The organism is Tenacibaculum sp. Ill (genome assembly GCF_051938915.1).
Classification (GTDB): Bacteria; Bacteroidota; Bacteroidia; order Flavobacteriales; family Flavobacteriaceae; genus Polaribacter; species Polaribacter larymnensis.
This window is the reverse complement of sequence record NZ_JBPSCW010000002.1, coordinates 2,803,774-2,829,098: the sequence shown is the minus strand read 5'-3', so window position 1 is coordinate 2,829,098 and position 25,325 is coordinate 2,803,774. Positions and strand designations below refer to the sequence as shown.

Genomic DNA, 25,325 nt, shown 5'->3' with positions numbered 1-25,325 from the left:
GTACTTGCTTTTATACTAAAGGCTCTGCTTTAAAGCCTTTACTTTTTACAATAGCAATTACTTCATCCGCAGTAATTCCTTTAGAACTTACGGTAAGAATTTTGTCATCAAAATTAGTGTCTACATTCCAATGGCAAATACCTTCAGCATTGTCTAAATCAGCTTGTACTTTTGATACACACCCTCCGCAGTTAAGGTTTGTTTTGAATTTTAACTCTTTATTACTTTCCATTATATTAAAAATTTATTTGTTATTGAATACTGCAAATTTCAGCACAACAGGGGTGTTTGTTGTTGTACAATTTTAAGATTGATTTGTGAGATTTACAGATTTACTTACTAAGTAAGGTTTAAAATGTTTTGACACTTGCTAGTGCCGAAATACTTGTTATTTTTTCCATTTTAATCGTAAGCTATTGCTAACCACACTAACACTACTCATAGCCATGGCTGCACCAGCAATCATAGGGTTTAGTAAAAAACCATTAAATGGGTATAAAATACCAGCTGCAATAGGAATACCAATAAGGTTATAAATAAATGCCCAAAATAGGTTTTGTTTAATGGTAGCTACCGTTTGTTTTGATAGTTTTATAGCCTGCGGAATTTTACTTAGGTCAGATGATATAATGGTCATTTTAGCAACATCCATTGCAATATCACTACCTTTTCCCATGGCAATACTTACATCAGCAGTAGCCAGTGCAGTACTATCGTTAATACCATCACCTACCATAGCAACAGTTTTTCCTTGTTGCTGTAGCTCTCTTACAAAATCGGCTTTATGTTGTGGTAATACTTCAGCTTTGTAATGTTGAATACCTGTTTCTTCAGCAATAGATTTTGCAGTAGCTTCGTTATCACCCGTAAGCATATATAACTCAATATCCATAGCCTGTAGCTCCTTAATAGCTTGTACTGAGGTCTCTTTTATTTTATCCGAAATAGCAAGTACAGAAAGTGCTTCCTTATTATTAGCAAACCAAATAACTGTTTTAGCCTGTTTGCTCCATTCATTAGCCTGTTTTAAAAGCTCTTCCGCTATGGTAACCTTATTTTCAGCCAATAACTTTTTATTACCAACAAAAAAGGTTTCTCCGTTATAATCAGCCTTAGCACCTTTACCAGTAATACTGTCGAAATTTGTTAGTGGGGTAGTGGCAGTATCTCCTAAAAACTTTACAACAGCTTCTGCTAATGGATGTTCAGATTTTTTCTCGATACTTAAAAGAATGTTCTTAGCAGTATCATTATTCTGTAACCAAGATATACCAGTAACTTCTGGCTTTCCTTCGGTAATGGTTCCTGTTTTATCTAAAATAATAGCGTTTACTTTTTTAGCAGATTCAAGGCTTTCAGCGTCTTTAATTAAAATACCGTTTTCGGCACCTTTACCCACACCCACCATAATAGCAGTAGGGGTAGCGAGACCTAAAGCACAAGGACATGCAATAACCAATACGGTGATGGCTGCTAATAATCCTTGAACAACTCCGTTATCTCCACCTAAAATAAACCATATAATAAATGTAATAACAGCAATACTCATAACTACAGGTACGAAAATACCTGCAATTTTATCAACTAATTTCTGTACAGGAGCTTTACTACCTTGTGCATCTTGCACCATTTTAATAATCTGTGCAAGCATGGTTTCTTTTCCAACTTTAACAGCTTTAAACTGAAAACTTCCTTTCTGGTTAATGGTTCCTGCAAATACTTTTTCATTTTCTTCTTTTAATACCGGAACAGGTTCACCACTTAACATGCTTTCATCTACATACGAGCTTCCTGTAGTAACCATACCATCTACTGCAATTTTTTCTCCTGGTTTTACAAGAATAGTATCACCTACGTTCACTTCTTCAATAGCAGTTTGCTTTTCCGTTCCGTCAGGTTGTATCACAACCACAGTTTTAGGCTGTAAACCCATCAATTTCTTAATGGCAGATGAGGTGTTTCCTTTGGCTTTTTCTTCTAATAATTTTCCTAAAAGAATAAATGCAATAATAACTGAAGCAGCTTCAAAATATACATGTGCTTCTAATCCTCTAGATTCCCAAAATTTAGGAAACAACATGTTAAATACACTAAATATATAAGCTATACCCGTACTTAAGGCTACTAGGGTATCCATATTTGCAGAACGATGTTTGGCTTGTTTCCATGCATTGATAAAAAAGTCTTTACCAAACCATAGCAACACTGGGGTAGAGAAGGCCCACATAATAGGGTTTGCATAAGGCATGTTCATGAAAAACATACCAATAACAACCACAGGTAACGAGAGTATTACCGACCAAATGGTTTTGGTTTTTAATTGGTTGAATTTCTTTTCGTGAATTGCTTCTAAGGTTTCTTGCTGTTTGGTTTCGTCTTCAATTAACAAATCATAACCCGCACCTTGTACTGCTTTTTGCAGTTTTGTAGCATTGGTCATATTAGGAAGGTATTCTACCGTTAAGTTTCCGCTAGCAAAATTTACTGAGGCATTTACGACACCTAGTTCAAAGCTAACAATACTTTCAGCACTTCCTGCACAAGAGGCGCAAGTCATACCCAATACAGGAAAAACTTTTTTAACAGTAGTTACACCGTAACCAAGGTCTTTTATAGCAGTAACGGCATTCGCAAGAACTTCTTCGTTGGTAACTGTAATAGCAGCTCTTTGGTTGTTTAGTTCTACTTTATGGGTTTCAATTCCTTCAACATGTGCTAAGCCTTTTTCAACGATTAAAGCACAGTGTTCACTTTCTACACCTTCTAAGGGTAGGTAAATGATATCTTTATTATTTGTTGCCATTTTTTCTTGTATGAATTTGTATACTACAAAGTTGGCTATAAGTTAAAGAAAATTTATTGTGGAATTTTGTAATTGATTTATAAGATTTACACCTCGTCTAATGGTGTACGTTTGTCTTTACGGATTTTTTTGAAGTGACTCGGGGTTAATCCTGTTACTTTTTTAAACTGATTACTTAAGTACGCTACGCTTGAATAGTGTAAACGAAAGGCAATTTCACTCAACGATAATTCATCGTAAACAAGTAACTCTTTTACCTTTTCTATTTTTTGAGCAATAAAATACTTCTCAATAGTAGTGCCTTCTACTTCAGAAAAAAGGTTGGATAAGTAATTATAATCGTGATGTAGTTCGTTGCTTAATAATTCAGATAAATTGATTTTTGTTTCACTGTCTTGATGATGCACTAAATTGATGATTAGGTTTTTAATCTTTTCAATAATGCGACTTTTTTTATCGTCAATAATCTCAAACCCTAAGCTAAGTAAGGTTTTGTTTAAGTGTTCTCTTTCTTCGGAAGTAAGCTCTTTTTCAAGTGTAACTTCACCTAATTTAATATTCTTTACACCCACACCTAGTTTGTCTAATTCATTTTGAATTACCATAATACAGCGATTGCAAACCATGTTTTTGATTGTGAGTGTCATAGTGTTTTTAATTATAGTTGTTAGGTTTACAAAGATAGAAAGAAGTGATTGCTATAAATCAAAAACAGTTTCAATTTCTGCAATTCTATATCCTTGTGATGTTACAAATTTACTTTCTTCACTAGTAGAGTTTATTACAGGGTTTGTATGGTTGAAGTGAATAAAGATAATTTTGTTCTTTTCTTGTTTACTTAAGTCTTTAAACTTATCTAAACTTTCAACAATAAAAGGGTGTGGTATCTGGCTAATATCTCTACTATTTATTTCTTTTCCACTATAAAAAGTAGCATCTAAAAAAGCATAGTCTACTTTTTTAATTTCATCAATAATGTTTTTGCCCCATTTTTCCCACTTGTCAATATCAGGAATAAACAAAGCACTTTTATTAGGGCCAGTTATACGATAGCCCACGGTTTCAGAATACTCATCTCTATGAGGAACAATAAGTGGAGTAACCTTAATGTTTTTGGTTAATTCAATTGGTTTTTCATTTTCTATTTGATGAAGCTCTATGTTTTTTCGAGTAATCAATTGATCCCAAGGACCATTTTTTGATAGAAACTCTTTCATTCTTGGCATAGTATATACAGGTGCGTTGTCAGCATCCATAGCTTCTTTACCTAAATACATTAAACCAGTATAGTGCCCTATATGAGCATGTGTTAAAAAGATTCCATCTGCAATTTCTTTATCACCACTGTCTTCTAGTTTGGTAAGTGTTTTCATTTGTGACGCAATATCTGGAGTTGCTTCAAATAAGTAGGTTTTTTGATGTTGTTTGTCAATTATTCCTAATGAAGTTACCTGTCTTTTTTTATCAGGATTCTTAAAAAGGTTAGTGCAACATTCTTTTTTACATGCAATTTGTGGAGAGCCTGCATCTTGAATAGTTCCCAAAATAACAATAGAGGTATTGCTTGTATTTGTTTTGAATGTTTTTTCTGAAGATTTATTACCAGCACATGAAAGGATAAAGAGAGTAATGAAAAGAATACAGTATTTATTCATAATTATAGCTTGTTGGTAATAATGTGTTTTAATTATCAGTTAAAAGTACAAATTTTAATGCTAGAAAGAAGAGGGGAAATTTATTACTCTTTATATAATGATAGGTATAGTATGAAAAAATCCCAAGTGTTATTTACTTGGAACTTTTATTTCATGGCCTTTGTTTATTTCATACGAGAGTTTTTAGAATTATTTAACAGCAATAATGGCACTTGCAGGACCAGTTAAATGCATCATTCTAGTATTACTAAAACCTGCTTCTTTTGCCCAGTTATTAAAATCTGAAAGGGTAAAATCGTAACCTTCATCAGTTTCAATAATCATGTTTAGTGACATCATTAAACCAAAAGCATTTTTATTTCTTTCATTATCAATTATATTTTCAATAATAATTAAAGATCCTTCTTTAGGTAGGGCGTTATAGGCTTTTTTTATAAGTGTTAACTTATCTTTCGTACCCCAATCATGAAGAATGTTTCCCATAGTAATAACGTCTGCTTCTGGTAATTCATTAGTAAAGAAATCACCTGAGTGAATTTCTATTCTGTCGTTTAAACCAAAACGAGTTACATTTTCTTTAGCTATTGGTTCAACAGCAGGAAGGTCAAAAGAAATACATTTTATATGTGGATTATTTTTAGCTATTTGTATTGATAAGTCTGCTCCAGAGCCACCAACATCACATAATGTATTGTATTTAGAAAAATCAATATCACGAGCTAATTTTATGAAGTTTCCAGCCTGAACACCTGACATTCCGTGTATAAATTCTCGGAGCTTATTTTCATCTGCATAAATAGCTTCAAATATTGGCTTGCCACCATTTTTTGTTTCGTTTTGTGGTTTTCCAGTTATTAAAGCTTCTTCTAAATTGTTCCAAAAAGGATACAATCTGTTGTTAGACATTTCCAGTATGCCTCCCATATAACTTGGTTTGTTTTTATCTAAAAATAAGTTGGTGTCTTCAGAATTACTATATATAGCACTTTCTTTTAATCCAGAACGTTGTAAGAAGCCTAAAGCAACTAATGTGTCAAGAAAGTCGTAAAGAGATCTATCATGAAGTTTGAGTTTGTCTTGAATTTCTTTTCCTGTTAATCCCTCTTTGGCTAAATGCGTGAATAACCCCATTTTAACTGCAGTAAGTAAGGTTTTTGAAGCCCAAAAACCCATGCCTACTTCCATGATTCTTGAAGGGGTAATTTGGTTTTCATTTGTTGAGTTCATAGTTTAGTTGTTATAGTTAATAATTAATCTTTTTAGTGTTATTAAGTTCAATTATTAGGGATAAATGAAACTAGTTTATGAGCAGGGGTAAAATTATGAGGGTAAAAAAAATCCCAAGTAAGTAACACTTGGGATTTTTATTTTTTAATTGTCTTCGTCTATTTCTGTTCTAGACTCTTTGGGTTTTTCACCTTTTTCTATTTTTATGATGAGTTTTTTGTCTTTCTCATCTAAATCCATAAAGATAGCATCACCTTCATCAAGTTTTGAGTTTACAATTTCTTCAGCTAATGCATCTTCAATGTATTTCTGAATAGCTCTTTTTAATGGGCGAGCTCCATATTGTTTATCAAAACCTTTATCGGCAATATAGTCTTTGGCTTTATCACTTAACGTAAGTTTGTAACCTAAATCATCAATACGTCTTAGTAATTTGTCTAATTCAATATCAATAATCTTATGAATGTCTTCACGCTCTAATGAGTTAAAGATTACAACATCGTCAATACGGTTTAAGAATTCGGGAGCAAACGATTTCTTTAAAGCACCTTCAATAATACTTTTAGCATGTGCATCTTCCTGCTCTTTTTTAGAAGCAGTTCCAAAACCAACACCACCACCAAAATCTTTAAGTTTACGAACTCCAATGTTTGAAGTCATGATAATAATGGTGTTTCTAAAATCTATTTTACGACCTAAACTATCAGTTATGTGTCCGTCATCTAAGACTTGTAACAGCATGTTAAATACATCAGGATGTGCTTTTTCAATCTCATCTAACAAGATTACAGAATAAGGTTTACGACGTACTTTTTCAGTTAATTGTCCACCTTCTTCATAACCAACATATCCTGGAGGTGCACCAATTAAACGAGAAATGGCAAACTTTTCCATGTATTCACTCATGTCAATTCTAATTAAAGAATCGTCAGAGTCAAACAATTCACGTGCTAATACTTTGGCTAACTGTGTTTTACCAACACCAGTTGAACCTAAGAAAATAAAAGAACCAATTGGTTTGTTAGGATCTTTTAATCCAACACGGTTACGTTGTATAGCTTTAACAACTTTAGTAACAGCTTCATCTTGACCAATTACTTTACCTTTTATTAATTGAGGTAATTCTGCTAAACGGCTACTTTCTGCTTCGGCAACACGATTTACAGGAATTCCTGTCATCATTGAAACTACTTCAGCAACATTATCTTCAGTAACAGTTTCTCTGTGTAGTTTAGAATCTTCTTCCCATTGGTGTTGTGCAGACTCTAAGGCTGTTTCTATATTCTTTTCGTCATCACGAAGCTTTGCAGCCTCTTCATACTTTTGTCCGCTTACCGCTTTGGTTTTGCGTCCTCTAATTTCTTCTAGTTTCGCCTCTAATTCTAAAATTTGTTGCGGAACTACAATATTTGTAATATGAATTCTTGATCCAGCTTCATCTAAAGCATCAATAGCTTTGTCTGGTAAAAAGCGATCAGTCATATAACGATTGGTTAATTTTACACAAGCTTCAATAGCTTCATCTGTAAAAGTAACATGATGATGAGATTCATATTTACCTTTAATATTGTGTAAAATTTGTATAGTTTCTTCAACTGTGGTAGGATCTACAATTACTTTTTGAAAACGACGCTCTAATGCACCGTCTTTTTCAATGTTGGTTCTGTATTCATCTAAAGTAGTTGCACCAATACATTGAATTTCTCCTCTTGCTAAAGCAGGTTTTAACATGTTAGAAGCATCTAAAGAACCAGTAGCTCCTCCAGCACCAACAATTGTATGAATTTCATCAATGAATAAAATGATATCATCATTCTTTTCTAGTTCATTCATCAACGCTTTCATACGTTCTTCAAACTGACCTCTATATTTTGTACCAGCAACTAAGCTAGCTAAGTCAAGAGAAACAATGCGCTTATCGAATAGAATTCGAGATACTTTTCTGTCTACAATACGTAAAGCTAATCCTTCTGCGATAGCAGATTTACCAACACCTGGCTCACCAATAAGCATTGGATTGTTCTTTTTTCGTCTACTCAAAATCTGAGAAACACGTTCAATTTCTTTTAAACGACCTACAACAGGGTCTAATTTTCCTGCAACTGCTAAGGCTGTTAAATCACGTCCAAAGTTATCTAAAACAGGGGTTTTAGACTTTTTAACTTGCTTTCCTTTTTGCGATTGTTGTCCATAAGGATTTGACTTTTCGTCAGCAAACTCATCATCTGAAGGAGTTTCTCCAATTGGTGAAATAAACGTGTCGTCATCTACGTGTAGTTCTTTATACAAGTTTTTAGCCTGCTCATAATCTACATCATACTTTTGAAGTAGTTTAGTAGTAGGGTCGTTCTCGTTACGTAAGATACACAGTAATAAATGTGCAGTGTCTATAGCGTTACTTTGATATAATTTAGCTTCTAAAAACGTTGTTTTTATAGCTTTCTCTGCTTGTCTGGTAAGATGTAAACTCTTCCTTTGAGGGCTTGAAAAAGATGGGGTTGTAGGATTTAGTTTTTCTAGTTTATTACGTACTAAATCTAAATCAACATCAAAAGTTGTTAATATTTCAATGGCTTTTCCGTCACCTTTCCTAATCAAACCTAACAAAAGATGCTCTGTTCCAATAAAGTCATGTCCTAGTCGTAAGGCTTCCTCTTTACTGAAAGTAATCACATCTCTAACCTGTGGTGAAAAATTATCGTCCATATATTTATTTTCTATCTCTGTAAAGTTAGTAAGTTTTTTTCTTAAAAATTACAAAAAAGGTGCCAATAGTTTTCAACTGACATTCTGACGAGTAAAATAAGGTGTTTTAATGTTTAATAACCTTATAAAATTGTTAATAAATAACCGTAAAACAGTCTATATATTTTTTGTGTAAAACTGAGGGTTATAGTATCTTGCAATGTTTTAGAAAATGCAGAGAACTAGAAAGCATTTCAAAAGTGAGTTTTATCGAGTGTAAAATTCACTTTTTTGACGAAAATAAATACTAATATTTTAAAAGAAAATATATGGCAGATGGCGAAAAGTTGATACCTATCAACATTGAAGAGCAAATGAAGTCAGCATACATCGACTATTCTATGTCGGTGATAGTATCGAGAGCATTACCAGATGTAAGAGATGGTTTGAAACCAGTGCATAGAAGAGTGTTATTTGGTATGCATGAATTAGGAATTAAATCTACAGGAGCATATAAAAAATCTGCAAGAGTTGTAGGGGAAGTATTAGGTAAGTATCACCCACACGGAGATACTTCCGTATACGACTCAATGGTACGTATGGCACAAGACTGGAGTGTGCGTTATATGATGGTTGATGGGCAAGGGAACTTTGGTTCGGTTGATGGTGATAGCCCTGCAGCAATGCGTTATACCGAGGTACGTATGCAGAAAATATCAGAAGAAATGTTGTCTGATATTGAAAAAGATACTGTTGATCACAAGTTAAACTTCGATGATACGTTACAAGAACCTACGGTATTACCAACACGTATTCCTAACTTATTAGTTAATGGAGCATCAGGTATTGCAGTAGGTATGGCAACAAACATGGCGCCGCATAACTTAACTGAAGTTATTAATGGTACTATTGCCTATATTGATAATAGAGATATTGAGATTGATGAGTTAATGCAACACATCAAAGCGCCTGATTTTCCTACAGGTGGAATTATTTATGGATATGATGGCGTAAGAGATGCTTTTCATACTGGTCGCGGACGTATTGTAATGCGTGCTAAAGCTACTATTGAAGAGGTAAAAGGACGTGAGTGTATCGTCGTAACTGAGATTCCTTACCAAGTGAATAAAGCAGAAATGATTAAGAAAACTGCAGACTTGGTTAATGATAAGAAGTTAGAAGGTATTGCAAGTATTCGTGATGAATCTGACCGTAAAGGAATGCGTATTGTTTATGTTTTAAAACGTGACGCAATTCCTAACATTGTTTTAAATAAGCTATTTAAGTATACACAGTTACAAACTTCTTTTAGCGTAAACAATATTGCTTTAGTTAATGGTCGTCCAGAGCAATTAAATTTAAAAGAATTAATTCACTACTTCGTAGAGCATAGACATGAAGTAATTGTTCGTAGAACAGAATTTGAATTAAAGAAAGCTGAAGCTCGTGCTCATATTTTAGAAGGGTTAATCATTGCTTCGGATAACATTGATGAAGTAATTGCTATTATTAGAGGTTCTTCTAATGCTGATGAAGCTCGTGAAAAGTTAATGGAACGTTTTGAATTAACAGAAATTCAAGCGCGTGCTATTGTTGAAATGCGTTTACGCCAGTTAACAGGACTAGAACAAGATAAATTACGTGCAGAATATGATGAAATCATCAAAACAATTGCAGATTTAAAAGATATTCTTGCTAATGAACCAAGACGTTACCAAATTATTAAAGATGAATTATTACACATCAAAGAAAAGTATGGTGACGATCGTCGTTCAGTAATTGAATATGCAGGAGGAGATATGAGAATCGAAGACATGATTCCTAACTCTAAAGTAGTAGTAACTATTTCGCATGCTGGTTATGTGAAGCGTACAAACTTAGATGAATATAAAGTTCAGAATAGAGGAGGGCGTGGACAAAAAGGAGCAACTACTCGTAATGAAGATTTCTTAGAACATTTATTTGTAGGTACCAACCACCAATATATGTTGTTCTTTACTCAGAAAGGAAAAGTATTCTGGATGCGTGTGTACGAAGTTCCAGAAGGAGGAAAAAATACGAAAGGTAGAGCTATTCAAAACTTAATAAATATTGAGCAAGACGATAAGGTAAAAGCATTCTTGGTAACAGGTGATTTAAAAGATGAAGATTACATCAACAATCATTACGTTATTATGGCTACCAAACGTGGTCAGGTTAAGAAAACACCTCTAGAACAATATTCTCGTCCAAGAGCTAATGGTATCAATGCAATTACTATCAAAGAAGGAGATGAGTTATTAGAAGCGAAGTTAACTACTGGAGATAGCCAAGTAATGTTAGCACTTAAATCAGGAAAGGCAATTCGTTTCGAAGAAGCTAAAACACGTCCTATGGGAAGAACAGCTTCAGGAGTTCGTGGTATTACATTGTCACATGATAATGATGAGGTAATTGGTATGGTTGCTGTAAATGATATGGAAAGTAATATCTTAGTAGTTTCAGAAAAAGGATATGGAAAACGTTCTAATTTAGAAGATTACCGTATAACGAACCGTGGAGGTAAAGGAGTTAAAACATTGAATATATCAGAAAAAACTGGTAATTTAGTCGCTATCAAGAATGTTGATGACTCTAATGACTTAATGATTATCAATAAATCTGGGTTAACTATCAGAATGGCTGTAGAAGATTTACGTGTTATGGGTAGAGCAACTCAAGGAGTTAAGTTGATCAATATTAAAGATAATGACGATATTGCTGCAGTAGCAAAAGTTATGCATGAAAAAGACGAAGAAGAAGATGGCACGGAAATTGAAAATGAAACAAACGAAAGTCAAGAACAACAATAAATAAATCATAACTAAAAATGAAAAATCAAATTTTAGCCCTTTCTTTAGGATTAATGTCGTTAGGGGCGATTGCTCAAAAATCAGAACTTAAAGCTGCTGAGAAGGCTATAAAAAAACAAGATTTTACTACAGCATTAACTACCCTTAACGCTATTGAGGGTTCTTTAATGATGAACGGTGAAGATAAATATAAGTCTAAATTCTATTTCTTAAAAGGAAAAGCATTAGCTGCAAAAAAAGATTACAAAAAGGCAGGAGAAGCTTTGAATGCTTTAATAGCAATGAAAGAAAATAAGTATACAGACGAAGCTAAGCCTATCTTAAATCAAATGATTCAAGAAGTTTCAAAAAAAGCAGTAGACTTATATAACAATAAAAAAGATTATAAGGCTGCAGCTGAAGACTTCTATTTGACATATGTATTAAGTCCTACAGATACCTCTTTTGCTTATAATGCAGCAGTTTCTGCTACTCAAGCTAAAGACTATGATAAAGCAATTGAGTATTATAGAGAGTTGCAAAAAATAGGTTATACAGGTGTTGAAAAACAATATGTAGCTACTGATAAGGCTACAGGAAAAGTTGAAAGCTTCGGTAATGATAAAGCTAGAAGAGATTTAATGGTGAAGTCAGGAGGTTATGTAAAGCCAGATACTAAATCTTCAGAGTCAAAATCAGCAACAATTGTTAAAAATGTAGCTTTAATATTAAAAGAGCAAGGAAAAACTGATGAGGCTATTGCTGCTTTTAAAGATGCTCGTGCTTCTAATCCAAAGGATTTAAATTTAATTTTAAATGAAGCTCAACTTTATGTTGATATGGGTAAAATGGATAAGTTTGGAGAGTTGATGAATGAAGCTGTGGCTTTAGATCCAGAAAATCCAACTTTATATTATAACTTAGGTGTTGTAAACTTCAATGAAGGAAGAGTAGATGATGCTAAGAAGTATTACACTAAAGCAGTTGAGTTAAAACCAGATTATGCTGATGCTTACATGAATTTAGCAGTAGTGGTTTTAAATAAAGAAAAAGCTATTGTTGAAGAAATGAATAAAAACTTATCAAACTTTAAAAAGTATGATGAGTTAGCAGCAAAACAAAAAGAAGTTTATAAAGAAGCTATACCGTTCTTAGAAAAAGCTGACAGTTTAAATAGAAATGTAGAAACTGTAAAAACTTTAATGAATTTATACGAAGTTTTAGAAATGAGTGATAAAGCTTCTGAATACAGAGAGTTGTATAAATCAATGCAATAAAAAACATTCAAATAAAGAAAAAACCGAAACTTTTTAAAAGTTTCGGTTTTTTTATGTTATAGAACTAGCCTTTAATCAACTAAACGTTTTATAACTCTAAGTTTGTGGGTGTGTTGTTGTGTGTCAACATTATAAATACCGCTATGGTCTAACTTGTCAATACGAACTTTTCCATGAGCATGTATAATATTGTAATCATTCATAATAATCCCCACATGAGTAATTATACCTTCTTCATTATCAAAAAAAGCTAAATCACCAGGTTCGCTCTCTTCAATAAAGCTCAATACTTCTCCTTGAGCTGCTTGTTGTTTAGCGTCACGAAGTAAGTTATACCCACATAATTTATACACAGTTTGGGTAAAACCTGAACAATCAATTCCAAAAGGTGATTTTCCTCCCCACAAATAAGGAACATTTAAGAATAAAAAAGCAGTTTCTACAATTGCAGATTTAGCCAGTTTGCTATTACATACTTTACCCTCATATAAAAAGGAAGTGTTGTTAATGTTTATTTTATTATTCTTAAATAATGGAAGACGGGCTCCCATAGGAATAGTTGTCAAGTTACTATTATTATCAGTAATAAAATCAATTAATTCACCAGCATAGTGCTTTTTCTCTTTAGATAAAAGAGTATGTGTTTCTTCTGAAATTTCTTCGTATTGTTTATTATCGATATATCCCTCATAATTATCAAAAGCTAAACGGATTCTACTCCACTTTTTAGATTTTTCTAAGACTTCAAAATGTTCACCAAAAACAACTTGATTCACCATTTCTGAAGCATCAGAAGGTTCTAATCGAAGAGGAACAATACTCAAATTACAAATTCCGAAAGACATCTACTAATAGGGGCTTTTAAAACAATTAAACTCTTTCAATAACCATTGCACTAGCACCACCACCACCGTTACAAATTCCAGCAGCACCAATTTTAGCATTGTTTTGTTTTAAAATAGAAGTTAAGGCAATAATAATTCTAGCTCCAGAAACTCCTAACGGGTGTCCTAACGAAACCGCACCACCATTTACATTTACTTTGTCAGCTGATAAACCTAAAATTTTCATGTTAGCTAATCCAACTACAGAAAAAGCTTCGTTTAATTCGAAATAATCAACATCATCAATAGAAACTCCAGCTTTAGCTAAGGCTTTTGGTAATGCCTTTGCAGGAGCAGTTGTAAACCATTTTGGTTCGTGAGCAGCATCAGCATAACCTTTAATTTTTGCTAATGGAGTTAACCCTAATTCAGCAGCTTTTTCAGTAGACATTAATACTAATGCAGCACCACCATCATTAATAGTAGAAGCATTTGCAGCAGTTACTGTACCTTCTTTTGTAAAAGCAGGACGTAAAGCAGGAATTTTATCCATTTTTACGGTTTTATATTCTTCATCTTCAGAAAAAATAATAGGTTCACCGCGACGTTGAGGTATTTCTACTGGAACAACTTCATCAGCAAATTTACCTTCACTCCAAGCTTTAGCAGAACGGTTATATGATTCAACAGCAAATGCATCTTGATCTTCTCTTGAGAATTCATATTCAACAGCACATTCATCAGCACAAACTCCCATAGCTACTTGCTCGTAAGCATCAACTAATCCGTCTTTTTGCATTCCATCTTCCATTTTAATAGGCCCAAATTTAGAACCTGTTCTAGCGTGTTGATAATGTGGAATCATACTCATGTTTTCCATACCTCCAGCTATAACAATTTCAGCATTACCTAAAGCAATAGTTTGCGCAGCTAACATGATAGATTTCATTCCTGAAGAACAAACTTTGTTAACAGTAGTACAAGGTACAGTATCCGGAATTCCTGCAAAGATTGCAGCTTGACGAGCTGGTGCTTGTCCTAAACCTGCTGAAACTACATTACCCATAAAAACTTCCTCAACCATTTCTGGTTTTAAGTTAATTTTATCTAAAGCTCCTTTAATGGCTACAGCACCTAATTTTGGTGCAGGTGTAGTTGATAATGTTCCTAAAAAACTACCAATTGGAGTTCTTGCAACCGATACTATTACTACTTCTTTCATGTGCTACTATTTGTTAATTTTTATTTATCCCAATAACCAAAAACGACTAAAACAATAAAGCTGTTAAGTGCTTAATAATTATTTTTCTACTATTGATTTCATGTATTGGGTGAATTGTATTAAGATTTGTTTTGCGAAAATAACCATTTTATAACAAGTACTCAAATAATAGAGAAAGGTTATATTTACATTTTATAAACATCAAAAATGAACGATTTAATCAACAGACTGTACAAGAATAATACGATAATTTACAAAGTATTGTTGTTCTTAATAACAGTAATTGCTATTGTATACTTGTTTCCTAAGGGAGGACAGTTTAAGTATGATTTTCCACAAGGAAAACCTTGGCAATATGATAATTTATATGCTCCTTTTGATTTTGCCATTCAAAAAACCCCAGAAGAAATAGCTGAGGAGAAAAAGGAACTTGAAAGCGGATCAAAAAAATATTTTGTAGTAGATACATCAATAAAAACTGAGGTGCTACGTTCATTTACTAATCAAGTTACCAACCTAGATTCTTTATCAACTAGCGCAGCCAGAGACTTAATAAAAGAAGGAGAGAAACTTATTAATAGAATATATCTGTACGGTTTTTTAGATGATGCAAGTATTGATAAAGCTAGTGTAGGAGATGCGGTAGTGTTGCGAAAAGGAAATTCTATAGATGATGTTCCATTTTCAAGATTGGTACAATCAAAAGATATTTTAAGTTTTTTAAGAACCAATACAGAAGGACTTCAGTATTATAAACAACGCTTGCTAGTTAATTACTTGTCAAGCAACCTGCGTCCTAATGTAACGTACGATTATAAGTATAGTGAAAAGGAGTTAAATGAACGTTTACAAAGTATTTCTTACGCAAAAGGAAAAGTTTCAAAAGGAGAATTAATTATTTTAAAAGGAGACATTGTTGAAGGAAGAAAGTATAATGTTTTAAAATCATACGAAGTAGCCTCAAGTTCCAGAATCTGGACAAAATCAAATTATTATTGGATTGTATTTGGGTATACGATTTTAGTAGCCTTGGCATTGTTAATGTTATTATTGTTTCTTGAAAGATATAGGTTTGATACTTTTAATGATAATAATAAAGTAACCTTTATTTTCTTCAACATCTTTTTAATGATTTTTGTGCAAACTATGGTGGTAAAATACAATTCAGATTACTTGTATGTTGTTCCGTTAAGTATTTTGCCAATTGTACTTAAAGCTTTTTTTGATGCTCGATTAGGTTTGTTTACTCATGTACTTACAGTGTTGCTATTAGGATTTATTGTACCTAATAGTTTTGAGTTTATTTACTTACACATTATTGCAGGAATAGTAACCATATTAACGGTCTCTGAACTATATAAACGAGCAAGTCTATTTATGTCTATAGGACAAATTACTTTAATTTATATGGTTACCTATTTTGCCTTCTCCATTTTAAAAGAAGGAAATGCAGATAAAATAAATTGGATGTACTTTGGACTATTTGCAGCCAATGGGTTGTTATCGTTCTTAGCAGTGTTTTTTATCTATTTTTATGAAAAACTATTTGGGTTGGTTTCTGATGTAACATTATTAGAACTTTCTAATACAAATTCAAAGTTGTTAAGAGATTTGAATGAAAAAGCACCAGGAACGTTTCAACACTCTATGCAGGTAGCTAATTTAGCTGAAGCAGCGGCTAATGAAATAGGAGCAAACTCGATGTTGGTGAGGACAGGAGCATTGTATCATGATATAGGTAAAATGGCAAATCCAATGTACTTTACCGAAAATCAATCTACGGGCGTAAACCCACACAATGATTTATTACCAGTAGATAGTGCACGTATTATTTTAGATCACGTAATTAACGGTATTGAAATAGCAAAAAAGCACAAGCTGCCAGATAGAATAATAGATTTTATTCGTACACATCACGGAACAAGTGTTACTTATTATTTCTATAAGCAAGAAGAAGAAAATAATCCAGATGTTGATATTAAGAAGTTTCAATACCCAGGGCCAATTCCATTTTCAAAAGAAACAGCAATTTTAATGATGTGCGATGCAGCAGAAGCAGCTTCTAAAAGTTTAAAAAACCCAACAGCACAATCGATAGATATATTAATTGATAGAATTGTAGACAAGCAAAAAAACGATAATCAGTTCATAAATTCAGATATTACTTTTAGAGAAATAGAAAAAATTAAAAAAATTATTAAGAATAAGTTGATGAATATCTATCACTTACGAGTTGAGTATCCAGAATAGGTAATTTTTTTATCAAAAAAGTTTGTAGAAACGTATATATAGTTATACATTTGCACTCGCAATTTTTAGTTCACGCTTCGGCAAGAATTAAGGAGAGGTGGCAGAGTGGTAATGCAGCAGCCTGCTAAGCTGTCATCCTTCGGGATGCCCGGGTTCGAATCCCGGTCTCTCCGCAAAAAAAGTTGTAGATGACACTAATCGGGGTGTAGCGTAGCCCGGTCATCGCGCCTGCTTTGGGAGCAGGAGGTCGCAGGTTCGAATCCTGCCACCCCGACACAATGGTCGCGTAGCTCAGCTGGATAGAGCATCTGCCTTCTAAGCAGACGGTCACAGGTTCGAATCCTGTCGCGATCACAATAAGCCTTACTAGTTTTAGTAAGGCTTTTTTGTTGCCTAAAACTTCCTTGTGTTATAAGTATCAAACTATTTAAAAGCCCTAATTATTTTCATGTGTAAAAGAATTGTTTTTTAGGGGGACTTTACCTGATAATTAAGAAGAATAAAAGAGGTATTTACCAAAATCAATTTTTTTTCATTAAATTGTAAAAGGTTAGTATGTTGTAAATCAGTTTGTTTAGGTGTTTCTTCAAATCTTTCGCCTTTTAGCTATGAAGACAATGCTGATATAATGCCTTTACTTACTTGATAGAACATCAAAATTTAATTTATTAATAAAATTTAATTAAATGTAATATATGATTACTAAGAAGTCCCACCAAAACAAAAAAACTAATGAAAAAAGTAACAACCCTCGTACTCTTAATTTTAAGTGTAACTATTACTGCACAAGTAGGAATAGGAACCTTAACACCTAATGTATCTGCTCAGTTAGATATTAAGTCAGAAACCAAAGGCTTATTAATTCCCAGATTGAATATTGATAATTTAAGTACAGCTTCACCAGTAAGCAGTAAGACAATTAACGAAAGCTTGTTAGTGTATAATACTAATAATGCTTCTGGAAAAGGATTTTATTATTGGAATGGAGTGCTTTGGGAAAAGTTAGTAGACATAACTACAGTGTCGAACCTTATTGCTACACAAGCAGATAATCAACAAATTAAAAATTTCTTCTTAAATAGTTCTAATATTCTTACTCTTGAGTTAGAAAATGCAATTTCAAAGTCTGTTGATTTATCATTTCTATTAGGAGAGAGTGAATTACTTACAGGTGGAGGGTCACCGATTAGTAACTCTATTGATCCAGCTACAGGTGTTTTATATATAGATACCAATTCTGGAGAAATTTATAGTTCAGATGGAAATTCTTGGAGTCCAATAGTGTCAACAGGAGCTGATGGAAAATCTGCGTATCAAACATGGTTAGATGCCGGAAATACCGGAACCGAAGCAGACTTTATTGCTTCTTTAAAAGGAGTCACTGGAGCAACAGGAGCGACAGGAGCTAACGGAACAGATGGAGTAGATGGGAAGTCTGCCTATCAAACATGGTTAGATGCTGGAAATACCGGAACCGAAGCAGACTTTATTACCTCTTTAAAAGGAGATACTGGAGCGACAGGAGCTAATGGAACAGATGGAGTAGACGGAAAATCAGCGTATCAAACATGGTTAGATGCCGGAAATACAGGAACCGAAGCCGATTTTATCACTTCCTTAAAAGGAGATACAGGAGCCACAGGAGCTAACGGAACAGATGGAGTAGACGGGAAGTCTGCATATCAAACATGGTTGGATGCAGGAAACACAGGAACTGAGGCTGATTTTATTACCTCTTTAAAAGGAGATACTGGAGCGACAGGAGCTAATGGAACAGATGGAGTAGACGGAAAATCAGCGTATCAAACATGGTTAGATGCCGGAAATACAGGAACCGAAGCCGATTTTATCACTTCCTTAAAAGGAGATACAGGAGCCACAGGAGCTAACGGAACAGATGGAGTAGACGGGAAGTCTGCATATCAAACATGGTTGGATGCAGGAAACACAGGAACTGAGGCTGATTTTATTACCTCTTTAAAAGGAGATACTGGAGCGACAGGAGCTAATGGAACAGATGGAGTAGACGGAAAATCAGCGTATCAAACATGGTTAGATGTCGGAAATACAGGAACCGAAGCCGATTTTATTACCTCTTTAAAAGGAGATACTGGAGCGACAGGAGCTAACGGAACAGATGGAGTAGACGGGAAGTCTGCATATCAAACATGGTTGGATGCAGGAAACACAGGAACCGAAGCCGATTTTATCACTTCCTTAAAAGGAGATACAGGAGCCACAGGAGCAAACGGTACCGATGGAGTAGACGGGAAGTCAGCTTATCAAACATGGTTAGATGCAGGAAATACTGGAACCGAAGCTGATTTTATCACTTCCTTAAAAGGAGATACAGGAGCTAATGGTACTGATGGAGTAGACGGAAAATCTGCGTATCAAACATGGTTGGATGCCGGAAACACAGGAACTGAGGCTGATTTTATAACTTCTTTAAAAGGAGATACCGGAGCCACAGGAGCAAACGGTACCGATGGAGTAGACGGGAAGTCTGCGTATCAAACATGGTTAGATGCTGGAAATACCGGAACCGAAGCTGATTTTATTACTTCCTTAAAAGGAGATACAGGAGCTAACGGTACTGATGGAACTGATGGAAAATCAGCATATCAAACATGGTTGGATGCCGGAAATACCGGAACTGAGGCTGACTTTATCACTTCTTTAAAAGGAGATACAGGAGCTAACGGAACAGATGGAGTAGACGGGAAATCTGCGTATCAAACATGGTTAGATTCCGGAAATACTGGAACCGAAGCTGATTTTATCACTTCCTTAAAAGGAGATACAGGAGCTAATGGTACTGATGGAGTAGACGGAAAATCTGCGTATCAAACATGGTTGGATGCCGGAAACACAGGAACTGAGGCTGATTTTATAACTTCTTTAAAAGGAGATACCGGAGCCACAGGAGCAAACGGTACCGATGGAGTAGACGGGAAGTCTGCGTATCAAACATGGTTAGATGCTGGAAATACCGGAACCGAAGCTGATTTTATTACTTCCTTAAAAGGAGATACAGGAGCTAACGGTACTGATGGAACTGATGGAAAATCAGCATATCAAACATGGTTGGATGCCGGAAATACCGGAACTGAGGCTGACTTTATCACTTCTTTAAAAGGAGATACAGGAGCTAACGGAACAGATGGAGTAGACGGGAAATCTGCGTATCAAACATGGTTAGATTCCGGAAATACCGGAACTGAAGCCGATTTTATTACTTCTTTAAAAGGAGATACTGGAGCCACAGGAGCAAACGGTACTGATGGAGTAGACGGAAAATCTGCGTATCAAACATGGTTAGATTCCGGAAATACCGGAACCGAAGCCGACTTTATTACTTCTTTAAAAGGAGACACCGGAGCGACAGGAGCTAACGGAACAGATGGAGTAGACGGAAAATCTGCGTATCAAACATGGTTAGATGCTGGTAATACCGGAACCGAAGCTGATTTTATCACCTCTTTAAAAGGAGACACGGGAGCCACAGGAGCAAACGGAATAGATGGTACTGATGGAGTAGACGGAAAATCAGCGTATCAAACATGGTTAGATGCCGGAAACACCGGAACCGAAGCCGATTTTATCACTTCTTTAAAAGGAGATACAGGAGCCACAGGAGCTAATGGAACAGATGGAGTAGACGGGAAATCTGCGTATCAAATATGGTTAGATGCCGGAAATACCGGAACCGAAGCAGACTTTATCACTTCCTTAAAAGGAGATACTGGAGCCACAGGAACTAACGGAGCCGATGGAGTAGACGGGAAGTCTGCCTATCAAATATGGTTAGATGCCGGAAATACCGGAACCGAAGCCGATTTTATTACTTCTTTAAAAGGAGACACTGGAGCCACAGGAGCAAACGGAATAGATGGTACTGATGGAGTAGACGGAAAATCAGCGTATCAAACATGGTTAGATGCCGGAAACACCGGAACCGAAGCCGATTTTATCACTTCTTTAAAAGGAGATACAGGAGCCACAGGAGCTAATGGAACAGATGGAGTAGACGGGAAATCTGCGTATCAAATATGGTTAGATGCCGGAAATACCGGAACCGAAGCAGACTTTATCACTTCCTTAAAAGGAGATACTGGAGCCACAGGAACTAACGGAGCCGATGGAGTAGACGGGAAGTCTGCCTATCAAATATGGTTAGATGCCGGAAATACCGGAACCGAAGCCGATTTTATTACTTCTTTAAAAGGAGACACTGGAGCCACAGGAGCAAACGGAATAGATGGTACTGATGGAGTAGATGGGAAGTCAGCATATCAAACATGGTTGGATGCAGGAAACACAGGAACCGAAGCCGATTTTATCACTTCTTTAAAAGGAGACACTGGAGCAGCGGGACAAGATGCTACTTTGTCTGGAACAGGAGATCCTAATGGAGCTGTTACAGGCGTTGCAGGTCAAGTTTATACCGATACAGCTTCAGGAATATTATATAAAACTAGTGATGGAACAACATGGAGTGCAGTAGATTCAGATACACAAGATTTAAGTTTAAGCGGCAATACAATTAGTTTAGTAGATGGAGGGTCTGTTGATATAGGAGCTTCTACCTTAGCGGGTAATGTTGCTGGGAATAATGTTTTAGCGACCACTAACGAAACAGATATTACAACAATTAATACTACTTTAACTAGGTTGAATAATATAAGAATTGTTAAAAATCCAACTTCAGGCACAACCATAGACAATACAGATGGTACAGTAATAATTGAACAAACTGGATTGATAAGTTTAGGCTTAGGTGCTGATATAACAATACCGACCCCTAATAGTAGTAATTTAGGAAATAAGTTAATAATTGTAAATAAAGCAGGTAACGGAACTTTACTTGGTCTTTCGGTAGCATTAAACTTAAATATTACAGGTGGAGGTACTATAAAAGGATCAGGGCTAATTACAGGGTTGTCTACTTTAGGAATGAATTCTTCTATAACAATACAATGTGGTTTTGATGGAGCAGACTATTATTGGTATAAAATTGATGGTACCTCTCTATAATAAGCTGATAATTATGAAAGAAAAGATATTCTCATCAATAATAATGTGTTTGGTCATAGCTGTTAAAGCTCAAACGACAAACATTGGATCTTTTTATATTTCTGAAAACACACTAGTAAGCGTTCATGAAGATTTATTAATAAAAGAATTTGGAGCAATAACAAACGATGGAGACTTGTATGTATTTAAAAACTTTACAAATAATGGAAAATTCAAGTTTTCTAATAATAAAGTAACAGGTTACACAAGTTTTGTAGGTAGTAATGAACAGATTATAACGGGTGAAGGAACATCTAGTTTTATGTTTGTGGAGTTTGATAATGAGTCAACTAGTTTAGCTTTTAGTTTAGATAAGGAAATAGAGATTGTAGGAACTACATTTTTTGAAAATGGAATTTTAAAAGCTGAAGAAAAAGGTATCGTAACTTATTTAAATGGAGCTACAAGTACTGGTATTAGTAATAAAAGTTATGTTAATAATAAAGCTCAAAAAAAAGGAAATGAAGGTTTTACTTTTCCTGTAGGAGATTATAAATCGCAAACTTTTGTTCCTAGGACTGTAACTATATCACCTCCTTCAGATCCTAATACAAATTTTTATGTATGTTTTAATTGGGAAAAGGCAAATATTGATTTCGATAAAAAAGAAGAAGATATTGGTTTAATAAATATGAATGAGTTCTGGGAAGTTCAAAATAAATCTAATGAAGAGTTGGTGGAGTTAACTTTAACATGGAGTAGTGTAACGACACCAGAAATTTTTTATTCAGACCCAAGTAAACTAATGATAGTACGATGGAATGGTGAAGAGTGGGTTAAAGAAAGAGAAAATGTATACATAGATACTCATAGTAAAAGTATAACAGCAAAAGTTTCAGGATATGGTATTTTTACATTAGCATGTGAAAGAAAAAGAGGAACTATTGACCCTGTTATAGACTTTTCTGCCTCAAATTCTTTTTCTCCAGATGGTGATGGTGTTAATGATGAATTTGTAATACCAGGTTTGTCAGAAGCATATCCTAAATTTAAAATAAAAATATACAATAGGTATGGTAATGTAGTTTATGACTACAGTAATAATAATGAGTTGAATCCAATCTGGTGGGATGGAAAGTCGGATGGTAGGTTAACATTAACAGGAGACCAAAAAGCAATGCCAGCGGCTACTTATTGGTATGTAGTGGATTTTAACGACGGTATAACAAAACCATACCAAGGCTGGTTATATTTAAATAAATAGCTATATGAAAAAGAAAATATATATACTACTACTAGTAAGTATAAGTAGTAAAATATTCGCACAACAAGACCCTCAATATACTCAATATATTTATAATATGGAGGTTATTAATCCAGCTTATGCAGGTAGTAAAGAAGGTATAAGTTTAGGTTTATTAGCACGATCACAATGGGTAGGTGTTAGCGGAGCGCCAAAAACATTTAGTGGGTTTATACATAGTCCAGTAAGTAGAAAAGTAGGGTTAGGTTTATCTTTAATTCACGATAAAATAGGTCCAGTAAGTGAAACACATGCCTATGCCGATTTTTCTTTTACAATTAATACTTCAGAAAAAGCTAAACTAGCTTTTGGGTTAAAGGCAGGAGCAACTTTTCAACAAATAGGTTTGTTAACATTAAATCAAGTAGAATCTAATGATCCAAAATTTAATCAGAATAGTAACAAAACATACCCAAATTTTGGTGTAGGAGCATTCTATTACAAAGAAAACTTTTATGTAGGAGCTTCAGTACCAAACTTATTAGAAACATTACATTTTGAAAGATCAAACGGAAAAATAACCAAAGCATCAGAAAAAATGCATGGATTTTTGACAGCAGGGTATGTAATAGATTTAAAAAATAATTTTCAATTAAAACCTTCAACATTAGTTAAGTATGCCGATTCAGCACCTTTGTCATTAGATTTATCGTTAAATTTATTATGGAATAATAAAGTGGAATTTGGAGTATCTCATCGTCTGGATGACTCGTGGAGTGGAATAGTTAATTTTAGAATTGGAAAAGACTTGCGATTAGGTTATGCGTATGATTATACAGTATCTAATCTAGGAGAATTTAGTTCAGGGTCGCATGAATTCTTATTATTATTCGATTTTAAAACAGAAGAAAATACTTATAAACAACCAAGGTTTTTCTAAATTTTAAAAACATAAAAGCTGTTTTTAAACAGCTTTTATGTTTTTTAGTTTTAATCCCATAAACCACAACATTCACCACTAATAGGCATAAGACAAGTAGCGACTTCTCTAGGGATAGGAACACATAAGTCTGTTACAGGGTCATCACCACTTCCATTAATAAGTTGTTGTTCATTTTTGTTTAAGATAGAACCTAAGTTCAAAATGTTTTTAATCATAACTTTAGTTTTAGAATTTAAAAATAAAAAGTTCATAATAGGAAACTGTTTAAATAACCGTAAAAAGAGTAAGGTATTCTCTTATTTTATATAATAAAATGAGCTTGAAGAAGATAAGATTAAAATTATTTTATGAGTTAATGTTTGTAATGTGTTTTATTTCAGGGTTTTATGTTTTTTTATTGCTTATGAATTGATAAGAAAACACTCGTGTCAGAATTAAAGCCATTAATACTTTCTATTATTACGTTTGTAGTTTTTTTCAAAAAAAAAGGGAAATAAGAGTTTAACTTCGTTACCACTAACTAATTAAACTTTTAAATTATGTCAACAACGGCAACACAAAACCCAGTAATTAACCAACAAGGTTCAGCAGCTATAGATTCAGGTCAATTTGCAACTTGGAATACAGCTAATGGTTCACAGTCTACTCTTACTATTACAAATTCTAGTAGAGCTAACACACTAACTTTTACAATTGCAGGTGCGCCTGCAGGTGTTAATTGTTATGATAATGGAGCTACCAAACCTGCTAATGGATTGTTTAATATTCCACCAAATTCACCTTCTTATAGTGTGGTGTGTAATGGGAATTTTGCAGGTGCGCAAGTAACCGTTTCTAATATTACTAACGCTCAGAATGATGCAACTGCAGAAATTCAGGCGCAAACTACACAAGGTTAATAAAAAAAAGGGATTGTATATAAAATATACAATCCTTGTTTTTTTTGTATTTTCGAGTAACACAGCATTTTCTCAAAGCATTACAAAATCCAAGCTGGATACAATTGTGCTTTTAAAAAATGAATATGCTGTATTAGATACCAATAATGGGTCTCAATGTATTTGTTATATTAATAATATAAGTAAGGCTCAGCAAGCAACTGTTGTTAACACAGGAGATACTAATAATGTAAAATTTAATGATAGTACTTCGTTTAATGGTATCCATATTTTAAAGATTAGAGAACAGCTTATAGCTGTCGCTGATTTTAAAGGGAGTCAACTGATTGTATCCAATTTATCACCTTACGATGTAATAGTAATTGTATCTATTTTATGTCCTAAGGATGATTAGTTTATAGTGTATCACGATGCTTTTTAGAGGGGTGTTTTCCATTCCTTAGTTTTGATACTCATACTTTATTTCACTAC

The 25,325-nt window shown here is 34.1% G+C and carries 17 protein-coding genes and 3 tRNA genes; 11 read left to right on the top strand and 9 right to left on the bottom strand.

Annotated features, from left to right (window positions below; all coding sequences use genetic code 11):
• Positions 1-10 precede the first annotated feature (10 nt).
• The 6 genes from ACTPNM_RS13230 to ACTPNM_RS13205 all read right to left on the bottom strand — a co-directional run bounded on the left by ACTPNM_RS13230 (position 11) and on the right by ACTPNM_RS13205 (position 8,391).
• A complete protein-coding gene (locus tag ACTPNM_RS13230) occupies positions 11-232 on the bottom strand; it encodes a heavy-metal-associated domain-containing protein (RefSeq protein ID WP_099214139.1) in 222 nt (73 codons plus the stop codon).
• Between the two features lie 156 nt (positions 233-388).
• Positions 389-2,803: a heavy metal translocating P-type ATPase gene (locus tag ACTPNM_RS13225; RefSeq protein WP_440122281.1), complete on the bottom strand. Its 2,415-nt coding sequence runs from the start codon at positions 2,801-2,803 to the stop codon at positions 389-391.
• Between the two features lie 86 nt (positions 2,804-2,889).
• Complete coding sequence (locus tag ACTPNM_RS13220; protein WP_099214141.1) at positions 2,890-3,450, bottom strand: helix-turn-helix domain-containing protein; 561 nt, start codon at positions 3,448-3,450, stop codon at positions 2,890-2,892.
• Positions 3,451-3,501: 51 nt separating this feature from the next.
• The gene (locus ACTPNM_RS13215; RefSeq protein WP_440122279.1) at positions 3,502-4,458 is read right to left on the bottom strand and encodes an MBL fold metallo-hydrolase; all 957 of its coding nucleotides are present in this window, start codon (positions 4,456-4,458) and stop codon (positions 3,502-3,504) included.
• Positions 4,459-4,647: 189 nt separating this feature from the next.
• Positions 4,648-5,685 carry a methyltransferase gene (locus tag ACTPNM_RS13210; RefSeq protein ID WP_440122278.1) on the bottom strand — a complete coding sequence of 346 codons (1,038 nt, stop codon included), beginning with the start codon at positions 5,683-5,685 and terminating at the stop codon, positions 4,648-4,650.
• A gap of 144 nt (positions 5,686-5,829) precedes the next feature.
• Positions 5,830-8,391, bottom strand: coding sequence for an ATP-dependent Clp protease ATP-binding subunit (locus ACTPNM_RS13205; RefSeq protein WP_274640271.1), 2,562 nt, complete (start codon positions 8,389-8,391; stop codon positions 5,830-5,832).
• A gap of 308 nt (positions 8,392-8,699) precedes the next feature.
• Here ACTPNM_RS13205 and gyrA point away from each other — a divergent pair, with 308 nt between their 5' ends.
• Entirely contained in the window at positions 8,700-11,201 is a 2,502-nt protein-coding gene (gyrA, locus tag ACTPNM_RS13200; RefSeq protein ID WP_440122276.1) for a DNA gyrase subunit A, read from the top strand.
• Between the two features lie 17 nt (positions 11,202-11,218).
• Positions 11,219-12,457, top strand: a complete 1,239-nt coding sequence (locus ACTPNM_RS13195) for a tetratricopeptide repeat protein (RefSeq protein ID WP_440122275.1) — start codon at positions 11,219-11,221, stop codon at positions 12,455-12,457.
• A gap of 71 nt (positions 12,458-12,528) precedes the next feature.
• On the opposite strand, the gene ACTPNM_RS13190 is transcribed toward ACTPNM_RS13195, so the two are convergent.
• Both ACTPNM_RS13190 and ACTPNM_RS13185 read right to left on the bottom strand, forming a co-directional pair.
• Complete coding sequence (locus ACTPNM_RS13190) at positions 12,529-13,302, bottom strand: C40 family peptidase (RefSeq protein WP_440122273.1); 774 nt, start codon at positions 13,300-13,302, stop codon at positions 12,529-12,531.
• A gap of 25 nt (positions 13,303-13,327) precedes the next feature.
• Complete coding sequence (locus tag ACTPNM_RS13185; protein ID WP_440122272.1) at positions 13,328-14,503, bottom strand: acetyl-CoA C-acyltransferase; 1,176 nt, start codon at positions 14,501-14,503, stop codon at positions 13,328-13,330.
• Between the two features lie 207 nt (positions 14,504-14,710).
• Here ACTPNM_RS13185 and ACTPNM_RS13180 point away from each other — a divergent pair, with 207 nt between their 5' ends.
• From ACTPNM_RS13180 to ACTPNM_RS13150, 7 genes are all read left to right on the top strand, one after another.
• Complete coding sequence (locus ACTPNM_RS13180; RefSeq protein WP_440122271.1) at positions 14,711-16,753, top strand: HD family phosphohydrolase; 2,043 nt, start codon at positions 14,711-14,713, stop codon at positions 16,751-16,753.
• Between the two features lie 91 nt (positions 16,754-16,844).
• Positions 16,845-16,926: transfer RNA gene (locus ACTPNM_RS13175), tRNA-Ser, on the top strand.
• Between the two features lie 26 nt (positions 16,927-16,952).
• A tRNA-Pro gene (locus ACTPNM_RS13170) sits at positions 16,953-17,027 on the top strand.
• A 6-nt stretch (positions 17,028-17,033) separates the two neighbouring features.
• Positions 17,034-17,107 (top strand) — tRNA-Arg (locus ACTPNM_RS13165).
• 378 nt (positions 17,108-17,485) lie between these two features.
• Positions 17,486-21,790, top strand: coding sequence for a beta strand repeat-containing protein (locus tag ACTPNM_RS13160; protein ID WP_440122270.1), 4,305 nt, complete (start codon positions 17,486-17,488; stop codon positions 21,788-21,790).
• Positions 21,791-21,803: 13 nt separating this feature from the next.
• The gene (locus ACTPNM_RS13155; RefSeq protein WP_440122269.1) at positions 21,804-23,033 is read left to right on the top strand and encodes a gliding motility-associated C-terminal domain-containing protein; all 1,230 of its coding nucleotides are present in this window, start codon (positions 21,804-21,806) and stop codon (positions 23,031-23,033) included.
• A gap of 4 nt (positions 23,034-23,037) precedes the next feature.
• Complete coding sequence (locus tag ACTPNM_RS13150; RefSeq protein ID WP_440122268.1) at positions 23,038-23,952, top strand: PorP/SprF family type IX secretion system membrane protein; 915 nt, start codon at positions 23,038-23,040, stop codon at positions 23,950-23,952.
• Between the two features lie 50 nt (positions 23,953-24,002).
• Here the strand turns inward: ACTPNM_RS13150 and ACTPNM_RS13145 are convergent, their stop codons facing one another.
• Entirely contained in the window at positions 24,003-24,170 is a 168-nt protein-coding gene (locus tag ACTPNM_RS13145) for a hypothetical protein (protein ID WP_440122267.1), read from the bottom strand.
• 324 nt (positions 24,171-24,494) lie between these two features.
• On the opposite strand from ACTPNM_RS13145, the gene ACTPNM_RS13140 reads away from it, so the two are divergent.
• Both ACTPNM_RS13140 and ACTPNM_RS13135 read left to right on the top strand, forming a co-directional pair.
• A complete protein-coding gene (locus ACTPNM_RS13140; protein ID WP_099213891.1) occupies positions 24,495-24,854 on the top strand; it encodes a hypothetical protein in 360 nt (119 codons plus the stop codon).
• A complete protein-coding gene (locus ACTPNM_RS13135; protein ID WP_440122265.1) occupies positions 24,811-25,248 on the top strand; it encodes a hypothetical protein in 438 nt (145 codons plus the stop codon). Before ACTPNM_RS13140 ends, ACTPNM_RS13135 begins: the two co-directional genes overlap by 44 nt.
• Positions 25,249-25,325: the final 77 nt, after the last annotated feature.